The sequence below is a fragment of the Pseudomonas sp. TZ252 genome, from assembly GCF_056110345.1.
Window position 1 is genome coordinate 4,775,270 of sequence record NZ_CM148566.1, and the last position, 12,354, is coordinate 4,787,623.

Below are 12,354 nucleotides of genomic sequence, written 5' to 3' on the forward strand. Positions count from 1 at the left end.
CGTCTGTCGGGGTTCCTGGGCGCAACCGATGATCGATCCGTGACGTCAGTCCGATCCGAGGAGAACAGAGTGGATTCCCGATTGAGCGATTTTCTTGCCCGCGCCGAAAGCGTGCTCGCGCGCCTGGAGCCGCTGCTGCCGGCCGTACGCGAAGCCGTCGACTGGGAGCGCAGCCTGGCGGCGCGCTGGCACCGCGACGGCCGTAGCGGCTACCTGCAGCCGCTGGAGGTCAGCCTCGACCTGCGCCTGGCCGACCTGCTGGGCGTAGAGCGGCAGCGCGAGCAACTGGAACGCAACACCCGCCAGTTCGTCGCCGGCCAGCCGGCCAACCACGCCTTGCTCTGGGGGGCCCGCGGGACCGGCAAGTCCTCCCTGGTTCGTGCGCTGCTGGCCGAGCTGGCCGGCGCCGGGCTGCGCCTGATCGAGATCGAGCGCGACCACCTGGCCGACCTGCCGCGCGTGGTGGAGCAACTGCAAGGCCTGCCACAGCGCTTCGTGCTGTTCTGCGACGACCTCTCGTTCGATGCCGGGGAAGGCGACTACCGGGTACTCAAGAGCGTGCTCGACGGCTCGCTGGAACAGGCGCCGGAGAATGTGCTGCTCTACGCCACCTCCAACCGCCGGCACCTGGTTTCGGAGAAGCAGAGCGACAACGAGAACTGGAAGATGGTGGACGGCGAGCTGCATCCCAACGAAGCGGTGGAGGACAAGATCGCCTTGTCCGACCGTTTCGGCCTGTGGCTGTCGTTCTATCCCTTCACCCAGGAGCATTTCCTCAGCGTGGTTCGCCACTGGGTGGACGTGCTCGCGGAGAAGGCCGGGCTGGCCTGGAGCTGGAGCGAGGAACTGGAGAAGGAAGCGATCCGCTGGGCGCTTGGCCGCGGCAACCGCAACGGCCGTTGCGCCTATCAGTTCTCCCGCTACTGGGTGGGCAAGCAACTGCTGGAGCGCCAGGCATGATCGATCTGCAGCAATCTGGCGCCGGGCTGGCCGGCTACGCCCTGCTGGCGGCGCAGGCCGAGGCGCTGTTCGCCGACGAGCGCGATTTCATCGCCAACGCCGCGCAGTTCTCCGCCTTTCTCTTCCATGAGCTGGGCGACCTGAACTGGGCCGGCTTCTATCTGAACCGCAACGAGGAGCTGGTCCTGGGACCGTTCCAGGGCAAGGTCGCCTGCGTCCGCATCCCCTTCTCCAAGGGCGTCTGCGGCGCCGCGGCGCGTACCCGGCTGACCCAGCGGGTAGACGACGTCCACGCGTTTCCCGGCCACATCGCCTGCGACAGCGCTTCCAGCAGCGAACTGGTGGTGCCCCTGCTCAAGGACGGCCGCCTGGTCGCTGTGCTCGATCTGGACAGCCCGAGCGTGGGACGCTTCAGCGCCGAGGACCAGGCCGGGATCGAAGGCCTGGTGGAGATATTCCTGCGCCTGACGGACTGCTGAGCGACGCGTTCAGGCTTTCGCTGCGAGCTTGTCGAGGGTCCGTCGTTCCCCCGGCAGCAGCGCTTGCATCGCCGGGCGTTCGAGCATCCGCGCGAAATGCGCGGCGAGGGCCGGCCAGCGTTGCTCGTCCAGGTTTTCGCCGGCGTGACGCAGGTTGACCAACTGGCTGGCGATCGCCAGGTCGGCGAGGGTCAGTCGCTCGCCGACGAAGAAGGCCCGGCCGTCGAGATGGTTTTCCAGGTAATCGAAGTGCGCTGGCAGCTTTTCCTCCAGCGCGCGACGCACGTCGTTCTCCTCGCAGGCCTGGCCCATCGCCGGCTTGAGTATCCGGTTGCGGAAGATCGTCAGCGTGGCCAGGGGAGCGATCTCGTAGTCGGCGTATTTTTCCAGCCAGCGCACCGCTGCGCGGCTGGCGGGGGCGTCGCCCTGGAGATTCGGCGGTTCGGGATAGCGTTCTTCCAGGTACTGGCAGATCACGCTGGAGTCGGCGAGGGCCAGGTCGCCGTCGCGTAACGCCGGGATGCGGCCCAGCGGGCTGATCTCGCGATACCAGGCCGGCTGGCCGAACGGGGCGATCGCTTCCAACTGGTAGTCGAGGCCCTTTTCGGCCAGGAGCAGGCGGACCTTGCGGACGAACGGAGACAGCGGGGCTCCGTAGAGTGTCAGGCTCATAACGATTTCCTCGGTCGATATGAGCCTGGGTTATAGCACGGCTGCCGTGGGCAGGCCGGAATCAGTCGTAGACGTTCTTCTTCTTCCACAGGTCGTCTGCATCGAGGGCCTTCAATCCCTCGTTGAGTTCGCTGGGCTCCTCGCTCGCCGGCTGGCTGTTGTTCAGCACCATCGCGTTGGCGCGGGCCAGCTGCGCTTCCATCTGCTGCAGCTCCGCCTGGTAGCGCGCCAGCTCGGGCTGCTTGCGCAGATACTGGGCGCCGCGTTCGAAGGCCAGGCGCGCCTGGCGCGGTTCGTTCTGCTGCAGGGCCTGCTGGCCGAGATTGCCGAAGAACTCGATATGCAGGCGCACCAGGAGGTGGCGAATCTCCTTGACCCAGATCTGCGCCTCGCTGCGCGGCAGGTGGCCGTCCTGGGTGAAACGGGTGAGCTGGGCATGCAGGGCTTCGAAGAGGAAGCGGACTTCCTTGGCCTTGTCCTCGGTCAGGATCGCCTGGGGCGGATTGCGCACCGGGATCGACTCGCCCTTGGCGACCAGCGCGCGCAACTCTTCTATACGAGCCTTGAGCCCGGCATCGGCTTTCTTCTGCAGCGCCAGTTGCTGCTCGCTGAGGCTGAGCTCGATCTGGCTCATCAACAGCTTCAGCGACGGGCTGACGAACTGGCCGGGAAGGCTCTCGGAAATCTGCGCGCAGCGCCGGACCCGGTCGTTGAGTTCGGCTTTCAGGCGCGCTTTCTCCAGCTTGCTGTTTTCCACCACGTGGTTGATATAGCCAATGGCGATTAGGAGGGCGATCCCGCCGATGATGAGGGCGGTAATGAGGAGTGGCGACACCTTGGGACTCCGCTGTAAGAATTTTCTCAGTCTAATGTCTTGGTGCTACCACTGATAGCAGCAGCTCATTATTTGCACAGAAGTCTTTGATTTAAAAAAATTTTCTCAGAAGGGTTGACGCCTCCCCGGACGCTCCATAAAATGCGCGCCACTTCCAGCGTGAAGCCAAACGCGAAACACTGGAAGCCGGAAAGATCTGTTGTAAGTTCCGGGCCGCGTCCCCTTCGTCTAGTGGCCTAGGACACCGCCCTTTCACGGCGGTAACAGGGGTTCGAGTCCCCTAGGGGACGCCATTGCGGGAATAGCTCAGTTGGTAGAGCACGACCTTGCCAAGGTCGGGGTCGCGAGTTCGAGTCTCGTTTCCCGCTCCAAATTCTACAACCTGGCTTCGGCGGGGTTGGTGAAAGTTAGGCGTCAAAGGTTCGGTTTCGGCCGAACGGGCAACAAGTTGTAACGCGGGAATAGCTCAGTTGGTAGAGCACGACCTTGCCAAGGTCGGGGTCGCGAGTTCGAGTCTCGTTTCCCGCTCCAAACATGATCCAGGTTTCGGCCTGGGTCGAAGAGAAAAGGGCCTTCGGGCCCTTTTTTCGTTTCTGCGCCCCAGGCTGCTCGTCCTGGTCTCCTTTACTTGCCTCGTTCTGCCGTTCAAGCCCCGCTGTCTCGCGGTAGCGAGGACGTCCCGGGTCCCGCGCGCTGGACGCCTTTTCCGTCGCGTTCGGCGGCGGAGGCGGGCGCGGTCGCTCGCCAGGCTTCTGGGGTAAGATTCGTTCCGGGCGCCGGCTGCGTTGCGCCGCAAATAGGTGCAGGCTGGCGCGAGCGAGCCGGCTCTGTCGGGGTGTTCCCGTCGCCGGACGTTGTCGGATTCGTGCTTGTATTTTCAATCTCATACGGACATGACCCTGATCCCGGCAATCCCGGGCGGGCTTCGTGCAACTTGCGCGGGAGCGTGGCACCTATGCAGATCGGCAGGCCGCGGCGGGACAGTCTCTTTCATTTCGGTATCGTGATCGCCGCGCTCGCGGCCGTCCCGTTGCTCATGGCGCCGCTGGTGTACCAGCAGGCCAGGATGCGTGCCGAAGGCGAGGCCGCGGTAACCTCTGTCGCCATTCTTCGCCAGTTGGACACCCTGCTCGGCGTTGTCTCGGACAGCCTGGACAAGAGCCAGGAGGCGGTGGGCAAGCCGTGCCGGGAGGTCCTGGGCCGATTGACCCGGATGACCATGCTGAGCCCGTATTTCCGCTCGCTGGTCCTAGTGGAACGCGAGAACGTCTATTGCTCCTCCCTGCGGGGCGAGTTGCACGATCTGCCGTTGCAGGTGGCCTTCAAGGCTTTGGGCAGCCTGCCGGCCGGGCAGCGCATCACCCCCAGCAACGCGACGCCGCAGGTACCGGAGCGGGCTTCGGTCATCATGTCGCGTGGCGATGAAAACGGATCCGGCGTGCTGGCGATAATCGACGGTCAGTACCTGCTGGATATCCAACAGGCGGCTTCCTACGACGAACGGTTCCAGGTGCAGATGGTCCTGAGACAGTCGCAGCGACAGCTACCCGGCGGCGCGCCCGCCACCGGCGATGGCGTCGCCGTAGCGGCTTCGGCAAGGTTTCCGGTCGAGGTGCGGGTGGCGGTCGCTCCCGCGCTGGCCAGCGCCTATCGTGCCGATGCCTGGCGGCATTACGCCCCCTTCATCCTCCTGGCCGCGTTGCTGGCGGGATATCTGGCGCACCTGTTCTGCCGTCGCCGGCTGTCGCTGGTCGGCGACATGTATCGGGCCATGCGCGCCCGTGAGTTCCACATGGTCTACCAGCCGATCATCCACCTCGATACCGGAGAGTGCCGGGGCGTCGAGGCGTTGGTGCGCTGGCAGCGGCCGGACAGGAGTCAGGTGCGGCCGGACATCTTCATCCCCCTGGCCGAAGACAACGGCATGATCGGCGATCTGACCCGGCACATCTTCGGCCTGGTCGCCGCCGACCTGGCGCAACTGGGCCTGGGGGCGGGCGATCATCTCGGTGTCAATGTCAGTGGCTCGCACTTGGCGAGCCATGGGTTCGTCGACGACGTGCGGCGTTTGCTCGGCGCCATCGGCAGCGAAGGCCCGCAACTGGTCCTGGAAGTCACCGAGCGCGAGGCGCTGCCGCACGATGCGCAGTTGCAGCACAACATCCAGCAACTGCGCGAGCTTGGCGTGCAATGGGCGCTGGACGATTTCGGCACGGGGCAAAGCTCGTTGTCCCACCTGCAGAAGCTGCATGCGGACTTTCTCAAGATCGATCGCTCGTTCGTCAGCAGCGTCGGCAGCGGATCGGTGAATGCCGTGGTGCTGGAGACGATCATCGCGCTGGCGCAGCGCCTGGACCTGGCCATGACCGCCGAAGGCATCGAGACCCGGGAGCAGGAACAGTACTTGTGCGGGCACAGCATCCAGTGGGGGCAGGGCTACCTGTTTTCCCCGCCGCTGAAGGCGGCCGAGCTCTGGGCGTGGCGCAACAGCCGGCGCGGCGCAGAGCGCGAGGCGCGCGTAGCGGCGAGCTAGAGGGGCAGATGAGCGTGCGGCGGAAGCGCAAAGAGTCGCGCCGGCGTGCGTACGGCGCGAGGCGATTCAGTGCCGCGGGCTGTCCTCGGGCAGCGCGAGCAACTGCTTTTCGCGGTTCCAGTCGAACGTTTCGCCGCGCTCTTCGGCTTCGTAGCGGCGCTCGTCGAGGCGCTGGAACAGGTCGATCTCTTCGTCCGGCATGAAGTGCAGGCAATCGCCGCCGAAGAACCACAGCAGGTCGCGAGGTACCAGGTGGGCGATCTGCGGATAGCGGTGGAAGACCTGGGAAATCAGGTCCTGGCCGAGGTATTGGGCGCCTTCCGGGTCGCGCGGCAGTTCGTCCATCAGTTCGTCGAAACGTTCGAGGAACAGCCCGTGGTTTTCTTCCGGCACCTGCTCGGCCTCGCCCAGGGCGCCGAGGATGTTGCGCAGGTGCTGGAGCAGGGCGAGGTGGTGCTCGAGGTAGGAGTTGGCCATGACGGGTCCTCTGGAAAAAAGCTGGGCAGTATAAAGGGTTTCGCGGCGCCGGCCAGTTTCAGCGGATCGCCGGGGACTGGCTCTGGCGCCGGCGGTTTTCCAGTTGCCGGCGTTCGCTGTCGAGGCGCCGCTGGTCCTGCTCCAGGCGCCAGCGCTGCTGGTCCAGTTGCTGCTGGCGGATCAGGTTGTCCTGCATCTGTCGCTGCTGCCGTTGCCGCTGCAGGTTCTGCTGCTGGCGTTGCAGTTGATCCTGCTGCAGTTGCAGGCGTTGTTCGTCGAAGCGCTGGCGCTGTTCCTGGAGCTGGCGTTGGCGCTGTTCGCCGGCGCGCTGCACCGCCTGCTGGTGCGGCTGCACGCCATAGGGCGCAGGCGGTGCGGCCTGCGCCGGGGGCAGGAGGAGAAACGAGGCTGCCAGGCCGGTGGCAAGTAGCTTGAGCATGATGGCCTCCCGTACGTCAGGGATGTGCCCGTCGATTCTAGCCAATCGCCCGGGTTTGGGTGGGTGAAGACGACAAAGGCGCCGGAAGGCGCCTTTGTCGGTTGCGACCGTCGCTTTGCCGCGGAGTGTCAGCGGATCCTGCCGTCGGCCAGTTGCAGTTCCTCCTTGGCGAAGTCGTCGACGTCGATCACCTTGCGCCGTGCCGCTTCGGCCTGGTGCAGGGCCTGCGCCTGCTCGGCGCTCAGCACGCCGGCGGCGGCGCCGGCATCGATCGGGTTCTGCCCCGCTTGCGGCTGGACCCTGCCTTCCTTGATCGCCTTGTGCAGGGTTTTCTCCAGCGCGGCGCTTTCGCGTACCGCGTCGAAGGCGTGGGCGAGGGCACCGACCGGGTCCTGCGGGTCCTTCGGCAGGAACGCGCCGGCGAGGATCGCCTGCAACGCCGGGTCGTCGTCCGGACGGCCGAGGATTTCCGCGATCTCGGCGTCCAGTTCGTCGCCCGGCCCTTTGTGCCGGCGGCCGAACGGCAGTACCAGGACCTTCAGCGCGCAGCCGAAGAAGCGGCTGGGGAAGTTGTACAGCAGGTCCTCCAGCGCCGCCTCGGCCTTGCCGAGGTTTTCCTCCATGGCCCAGCGCAGCAGCGGATGCAGGTAGTCCGGGTTGCCCAGGTCGTGGTAGCGCTTGAGCGCCGCCGAGCCCAGGTAGAGATAGCTGAGGACATCGCCGAGACGCGCGGAGAGGCGTTCCTTGCGCTTCAGTTCGCCGCCCAGCAGCATCATGCTGAAGTCGGCGAGCAGGGCGAAGGACGCCGCCAGGCGGTTCAGCGCGCGGAAGTAGGGACGGCTGATGCGGTCGCCGGGCGCGTTGCCGAGGTGGCCGCAGCTGAGACTGAGGAGGAAGCTGCTGGCGGCGTTGCCGACGGCGAAGCCGATGTGCTTCACCAGCAGCGCGTCGAACTCGCGGGCGGCCTGGTCCTTGTCCTCGCGCTGGGCCAGTTCCATTTCCTTGAGCACGTACGGATGGCAACGGATCGCGCCCTGGCCGAAGATCATCAGGTTGCGCGAGAGGATGTTCGCGCCTTCCACCGTGATGAAGATCGGCGCGCCCTGCCAGGAACGACCCAGGTAGTTGTTCGGGCCCATGATGATGCCCTTGCCGCCATGGATGTCCATGGCATGGGCGATGCACTCGCGGCCGCGCTCGGTGAGGTGGTACTTGAGGATCGCCGAAAGCACCGAGGGCTTCTCGCCGAGGTCCACCGCGTTGGCGGTGAGGATTCGCGCGCTGTCCATCAGCCAGGCGTTGCCGCCGATGCGGGCGAGCGCCTCCTGGATGCCTTCGAAGGCGGCGATCGGCACGTTGAACTGCTCGCGGACCTGGGCGTAGCGACCGCTGACGTAGCTGCTGGCCTTGCCGGCGCTGGTGCCCACCGCCGGCAGCGAGATGGAGCGTCCGACCGACAGACAGTTCATCAGCATCATCCAGCCTTTGCCGATCATTTCCTGCCCGCCGATGATGTACTCCAGCGGCACGAACACGTCCTTGCCGGAGTTCGGACCGTTCATGAAGGCGGCGCCCAGCGGCACGTGGCGGCGGCCGATCTCGACCCCGGGGGTGTCGGTGGGGATCAGCGCCAGGGTGATGCCCAGGTCCTCCTCGTCGCCCAGCAGATGGTCCGGGTCGTGGCACTTGAAGGCCAGGCCGAGGAGGGTGGCCACCGGGCCGAGGGTGATGTAGCGCTTTTCCCAGGTCAGGCGCAGGCCGAGCACCTCGCGACCTTCCCATTCGCCCTTGCAGACGATGCCGACGTCGGTCATGCCGCCGGCATCGGAGCCCGCGTAGGGGCCGGTGAGGGCGAAGCAGGGGATGTCGTCGCCCTTGGCCAGGCTCGGCAGGTAGCGCTGGCGCTGCTCGTCGGTGCCGTAGTGGAGCAGCAGCTCGGCCGGGCCGAGGGAGTTCGGCACCATCACCGTCGAGGCCAGGTCGCCGCTACGGGTGGCGAGCTTCATCACTACCTGCGAGTGGGCGAAGGCGGAGAAGCCCTTGCCGCCGTACTCCTTGGGAATGATCAGGCCGAAGAAGCCGTGCTGCTTGATGAAGGCCCACGCTTCTTCCGGCAGGTCCATGCGCTGGCCGATGTCCCAGTCGCTGACCATGGCGCAGAGTTCTTCGGTCGGGCCGTCGACGAAGGCCTGCTCTTCTTCGGTGAGTTGCGCCTTGGGGTAGTCGAGCAGTTTCTGCCAGTCCGGGCGGCCGCTGAACAATTCGCCATCCCACCACACGGTGCCCGCCTCGATGGCCTCGCGCTCGGTGTCGGACATCGGCGGCAGGACTTTCTGGAACCAGGCGAACAGCGGACCGCTGAGCACGCGCCGGCGCAGGTCGGGCAGGGCGAGGGGAAGCGCCACCGTCAGCCAGAGCAGCCAGAAGACCAGCAGCAGCCAGCCGGGCGCGTGGCTGAACACGCCCATCAGGATCAGGTAGGCGGCGCTGATGCCGAGCGCGGGAGCGGGTGGGGTACGCCGATGGGCGAGGTAAGCGACACCGAGTACCAGTACGACTAACCAGAGCAACAACATGCGGAATCCTCCATGAAGACGCCAGGCGGCGTCTCGAGCTTAGCCCGTTTGCCGCCGTTTGGCGGCAGGGCCGGTCAGCTTGGCCGGTTTGTCACGTTATAGGCGAAAACTTCCCGTTTAGACTGGGACAAATTGCCCGCCGGGAGCCCGCCATGCAGTCCTACCTACAATCCGGCCGCTTCGTGGATAGTGACCACCCGGTGGTGGTGGAGTTCGCGGAAAAATCCCGGGGGAATTCGGCGAAACCGCGTGACCAGGCGGTCGCGCTGTACTACGCGGTACGCGACGGGGTGCGCTACAACCCCTACGTGTTCAGCCGCGATCCGCAGACCCTGAAGGCCAGCCACGCGCTGCAGCAGGGCGAGTCCTATTGCGTGCCCAAGGCCATCCTGCTCGCCGCCTGTGCCCGGCATTGCCGGATTCCGGCGCGGATCGGCCTGGCCGACGTGCGCAACCACCTGGCCACGCCGCGCCTGCTGGAGGCGCTGCGCAGCGAGGTGTTCGCCATGCACGGCTATACCGAGCTGTACCTCGAGGGCCGCTGGGTGAAGGCCACCCCGGCGTTCAACCGTGCCTTGTGCCGCGCCTTCGACGTCGCTCCGCTGGAGTTCGACGGCGTCGCCGACAGCGTCTTCCATCCATTCAACCGCCAGGGCGAGCGCTACATGGAGTACCTGGCCGATCACGGCCAGTTCGCCGACCTGCCGGAGGAACTGTTCTTCTCCCACTTGCAGCAGCACTATCCGCACCTGTTCTCCGGCCGCCCGCTGGCCCTGGACGGCGATTTCCAGGCCGAGGCCGGGCAAGATGAAGGGCGTCGATAGTCACCATCAGCCGGCGCGTCTTCCTTCTTCGGTCCATCCTCGGTAGGGTGCGGCATGTCGTCCGGGCGCTCCGGCGACCCATCCGCCGCATCAACCGAAGAGGGAACGCAGAGTATGTTGACCATCTGGGGCCGGAAGAACTCGAGCAATGTGCGCAAGGCGTTGTGGTGCGCCGAGGAGGCTGGCCTGGAGTACCGGACGGTGGATGCCGGCGGGGCGTTCGGCCTGGTGGATGAGCCGGCGTTCCGCGCGATGAACCCGAACGGTCGGGTGCCGGTGATCGAGGACGACGGCTTCGTCCTCTGGGAGTCCAACGCCATCGTCCGCTACCTGGCCGCCCGCTATGCGCCGGGCGACCTCTATCCGCAGGACCCGGTGCGCCGCGCCGACGCCGACAAGTGGATGGACTGGACCACCTCGACTCTCGCCGGGCCGTTCCGCGACCTGTTCTGGGGAACGCTGCGTACGTCGCCGGAGCAACGCGACGAGGCCCTGATCGCAAAGGCGTTGCAGACCTGCGGCGAGTTGCTGTGGGTGCCGGACCAGACCCTGGCCGGCCAACCCTGGCTGTCCGGCGAACGCTTCGGCATGGGTGACATTCCCCTGGGCTGTTTCATCTACGCCTGGTTCGAGATGCCCATCGAGCGCCCGCCGCTGCCCCACCTCGAGGCCTGGTACCTGCGCTTGCGCGAGCGCCCGGCGTTCCGCACCGCGGTAATGACCGAACTGACCTGAGCCGGCTACTGTTGCATTTTGTTACCCGTAGCCTTATCTAGCTCTTCCTCTTCACCTTCCGACACGGGAAGCCTAATGAGTTCCGCCCTGTCCATCCGTCAATTGACGAAAACCTACGGCAACGGTTTCCAGGCCCTCAAGGGCATCGACCTGGACGTCGCCGAAGGTGATTTCTTCGCCTTGCTCGGCCCCAACGGCGCGGGCAAGTCCACCACCATCGGGATTCTCTCGACCCTGGTGAACAAGACCAGCGGTTCGGTCTCGGTGTTCGGCCACGACCTCGACAAGGACCCGGCCGGCCTCAAGCGTTGCCTTGGCGTGGTGCCGCAGGAGTTCAACTTCAACCAGTTCGAGAAGGTCTTCGACATCGTCGTGACCCAGGCCGGCTACTACGGCATCCCGGCGAAGATCGCCAAGGAGCGCGCCGAGCGCTACCTGACCCAACTGGGCCTGTGGGACAAGCGCAACGAAGCCTCGCGGATGCTCTCCGGCGGCATGAAGCGGCGCCTGATGATCGCCCGCGCACTGGTCCACCAGCCGCGCCTGCTGATCCTCGACGAGCCCACCGCCGGGGTCGACATCGAGCTGCGTCGTTCGATGTGGAGCTTCCTCACCGAACTCAACCAGGAAGGCATCAGCATCATCCTCACCACCCACTACCTGGAAGAGGCGGAGCAGCTCTGCCGCAACATCGCCATCATCGACCACGGCGAGATCGTGCAGAACACCAGCATGCGTGACCTGCTGATGACCCTGCATTCGGAAACCTTCCTGCTCGACCTGAAGAACGTCCAGGCCCTGCCGCCGACTCTCGACGGCTACCCGACGCGGCTGGTGGACGATCACACCCTCGAAGTGCAGGTGGAGAAAAGCCAGGGCATCAACGATCTGTTCGCCCAGTTGGGCGCACAAGGCATCGAGGTACTGAGCCTGCGCAACAAGACCAATCGCCTGGAGGAGCTGTTCGTGTCGCTGGTGGAGAAGAACCTGACGAGGATCGCCCGATGAGTAGCGAGCTGAGCGCCAACCTGGTCGCCCTGAACACTATCGTCTACCGCGAGGTGCGCCGCTTCACCCGGATCTGGCCGCAGACCCTGCTGCCGCCGGCGATCACCATGGTCCTGTACTTCGTGATCTTCGGCAATTTGATCGGCCGCCAGATCGGCGACATGGGCGGCTTCACCTACATGGAATACATCGTGCCCGGCCTGATCATGATGTCGGTGATCACCAACGCCTACGGCAACGTGGTGTCGAGCTTCTTCGGCAGCAAGTTCCAGCGCTCGGTGGAGGAGCTGCTGGTGTCGCCGGTATCGCCGCACACCATCCTCCTCGGCTACACCATCGGCGGTGTGCTGCGCGGCCTGGCGGTGGGGGTGATCGTGACCATGCTGTCGCTGTTCTTCACCAAGCTGCAGGTGCACCACCTGGGCATCACGGTGCTGGTGGTGGTGCTTACCGCGACCATTTTCTCCCTGGGCGGTTTCATCAACGCGGTGTTCGCGCGCAACTTCGACGACATCTCGATCATCCCGACCTTCGTGCTGACGCCGCTGACCTACCTGGGCGGGGTGTTCTACTCGATCAACCTGCTGCCGCCGTTCTGGCAGACCGTGTCGCTGGCCAACCCGATCCTGCACATGGTCAACGCCTTCCGCTACGGCATCCTCGGCGTCTCCGACATTCGCATCGGCGTGGCCATCGGCTTCATGCTGCTGGCCACCGCGGTGCTCTATCTCGGCTGCGTAAGGCTGCTGGTGAGCGGGCGCGGCATGCGCCAATGAAACGCTCGAAGGCATGAAACAGAAGCCCCCGTCATGGGGG

At 65.5% G+C, this 12,354-nt stretch carries 12 protein-coding genes and 3 tRNA genes; 10 read left to right on the plus strand and 5 right to left on the minus strand.

Annotated elements, in window-relative coordinates:
• Positions 1-69 precede the first annotated feature (69 nt).
• Both ACYAF3_RS22180 and ACYAF3_RS22185 read left to right on the plus strand, forming a co-directional pair.
• Complete coding sequence (locus ACYAF3_RS22180; RefSeq protein WP_003143737.1) at positions 70-960, plus strand: ATP-binding protein; 891 nt, start codon at positions 70-72, stop codon at positions 958-960.
• Positions 957-1,439 carry a GAF domain-containing protein gene (locus ACYAF3_RS22185; protein ID WP_003090905.1) on the plus strand — a complete coding sequence of 161 codons (483 nt, stop codon included), beginning with the start codon at positions 957-959 and terminating at the stop codon, positions 1,437-1,439. The genes ACYAF3_RS22180 and ACYAF3_RS22185 overlap by 4 nt, the downstream gene beginning before the upstream one ends.
• 9 nt (positions 1,440-1,448) lie before the next feature.
• On the opposite strand, the gene ACYAF3_RS22190 is transcribed toward ACYAF3_RS22185, so the two are convergent.
• A complete protein-coding gene (locus ACYAF3_RS22190) occupies positions 1,449-2,111 on the minus strand; it encodes a glutathione S-transferase family protein (RefSeq protein WP_003114770.1) in 663 nt (220 codons plus the stop codon).
• Positions 2,112-2,172: 61 nt separating this feature from the next.
• Positions 2,173-2,946 carry a hypothetical protein gene (locus tag ACYAF3_RS22195; protein ID WP_003160567.1) on the minus strand — a complete coding sequence of 258 codons (774 nt, stop codon included), beginning with the start codon at positions 2,944-2,946 and terminating at the stop codon, positions 2,173-2,175.
• Positions 2,947-3,163: 217 nt separating this feature from the next.
• Between ACYAF3_RS22195 and ACYAF3_RS22200 the strand changes: the two genes are divergently transcribed.
• From ACYAF3_RS22200 to arr, 4 genes are all read left to right on the plus strand, one after another.
• A tRNA-Glu gene (locus ACYAF3_RS22200) sits at positions 3,164-3,239 on the plus strand.
• Between the two features lie 2 nt (positions 3,240-3,241).
• Positions 3,242-3,317, plus strand: a tRNA-Gly gene (locus ACYAF3_RS22205).
• 84 nt (positions 3,318-3,401) lie between these two features.
• A tRNA-Gly gene (locus tag ACYAF3_RS22210) sits at positions 3,402-3,477 on the plus strand.
• Positions 3,478-3,901: 424 nt separating this feature from the next.
• Positions 3,902-5,479: an aminoglycoside response regulator cyclic di-GMP phosphodiesterase Arr gene (gene arr / locus ACYAF3_RS22215; RefSeq protein ID WP_003143739.1), complete on the plus strand. Its 1,578-nt coding sequence runs from the start codon at positions 3,902-3,904 to the stop codon at positions 5,477-5,479.
• Between the two features lie 66 nt (positions 5,480-5,545).
• On the opposite strand, the gene ACYAF3_RS22220 is transcribed toward arr, so the two are convergent.
• From ACYAF3_RS22220 to ACYAF3_RS22230, 3 genes are all read right to left on the minus strand, one after another.
• Positions 5,546-5,956, minus strand: a complete 411-nt coding sequence (locus ACYAF3_RS22220) for a PA2817 family protein (RefSeq protein ID WP_003090890.1) — start codon at positions 5,954-5,956, stop codon at positions 5,546-5,548.
• A gap of 58 nt (positions 5,957-6,014) precedes the next feature.
• Positions 6,015-6,395: a PA2816 family glutamine-rich protein gene (locus ACYAF3_RS22225; RefSeq protein ID WP_003119883.1), complete on the minus strand. Its 381-nt coding sequence runs from the start codon at positions 6,393-6,395 to the stop codon at positions 6,015-6,017.
• Between the two features lie 128 nt (positions 6,396-6,523).
• Positions 6,524-8,971, minus strand: a complete 2,448-nt coding sequence (locus ACYAF3_RS22230; protein WP_128669478.1) for an acyl-CoA dehydrogenase — start codon at positions 8,969-8,971, stop codon at positions 6,524-6,526.
• A gap of 152 nt (positions 8,972-9,123) precedes the next feature.
• Here ACYAF3_RS22230 and ACYAF3_RS22235 point away from each other — a divergent pair, with 152 nt between their 5' ends.
• The 4 genes from ACYAF3_RS22235 (at position 9,124) to ACYAF3_RS22250 (ending at position 12,314) form a co-directional block, all read left to right on the plus strand.
• Positions 9,124-9,795, plus strand: a complete 672-nt coding sequence (locus tag ACYAF3_RS22235; RefSeq protein ID WP_003098789.1) for a transglutaminase-like domain-containing protein — start codon at positions 9,124-9,126, stop codon at positions 9,793-9,795.
• A 114-nt stretch (positions 9,796-9,909) separates the two neighbouring features.
• Positions 9,910-10,530 (plus strand): glutathione S-transferase family protein, encoded by a 621-nt coding sequence (locus tag ACYAF3_RS22240; RefSeq protein WP_025271163.1) that lies wholly within the window; start codon positions 9,910-9,912, stop codon positions 10,528-10,530.
• A 75-nt stretch (positions 10,531-10,605) separates the two neighbouring features.
• Positions 10,606-11,538 carry an ABC transporter ATP-binding protein gene (locus tag ACYAF3_RS22245; RefSeq protein ID WP_003090885.1) on the plus strand — a complete coding sequence of 311 codons (933 nt, stop codon included), beginning with the start codon at positions 10,606-10,608 and terminating at the stop codon, positions 11,536-11,538.
• Complete coding sequence (locus ACYAF3_RS22250; protein ID WP_003090884.1) at positions 11,535-12,314, plus strand: ABC transporter permease; 780 nt, start codon at positions 11,535-11,537, stop codon at positions 12,312-12,314. Before ACYAF3_RS22245 ends, ACYAF3_RS22250 begins: the two co-directional genes overlap by 4 nt.
• Positions 12,315-12,354 lie beyond the last annotated feature (40 nt).

What these genes read in the sequence shown, in the direction of transcription:
- ACYAF3_RS22190 (WP_003114770.1), bottom strand. Translation starts at nt 2,111, where the DNA reads ATGAGCCTGACACTCTACGGAGCCCCGCTGTCTCCGTTCGTCCGCAAG.
- ACYAF3_RS22185 (WP_003090905.1), top strand. Translation starts at nt 957, where the DNA reads ATGATCGATCTGCAGCAATCTGGCGCCGGGCTGGCCGGCTACGCCCTG.
- ACYAF3_RS22225 (WP_003119883.1), bottom strand. Translation starts at nt 6,395, where the DNA reads ATGCTCAAGCTACTTGCCACCGGCCTGGCAGCCTCGTTTCTCCTCCTG.
- ACYAF3_RS22220 (WP_003090890.1), bottom strand. Translation starts at nt 5,956, where the DNA reads ATGGCCAACTCCTACCTCGAGCACCACCTCGCCCTGCTCCAGCACCTG.
- ACYAF3_RS22230 (WP_128669478.1), bottom strand. Translation starts at nt 8,971, where the DNA reads ATGTTGTTGCTCTGGTTAGTCGTACTGGTACTCGGTGTCGCTTACCTC.
- ACYAF3_RS22240 (WP_025271163.1), top strand. Translation starts at nt 9,910, where the DNA reads ATGTTGACCATCTGGGGCCGGAAGAACTCGAGCAATGTGCGCAAGGCG.
- ACYAF3_RS22245 (WP_003090885.1), top strand. Translation starts at nt 10,606, where the DNA reads ATGAGTTCCGCCCTGTCCATCCGTCAATTGACGAAAACCTACGGCAAC.
- ACYAF3_RS22235 (WP_003098789.1), top strand. Translation starts at nt 9,124, where the DNA reads ATGCAGTCCTACCTACAATCCGGCCGCTTCGTGGATAGTGACCACCCG.
- ACYAF3_RS22250 (WP_003090884.1), top strand. Translation starts at nt 11,535, where the DNA reads ATGAGTAGCGAGCTGAGCGCCAACCTGGTCGCCCTGAACACTATCGTC.
- arr (WP_003143739.1), top strand. Translation starts at nt 3,902, where the DNA reads ATGCAGATCGGCAGGCCGCGGCGGGACAGTCTCTTTCATTTCGGTATC.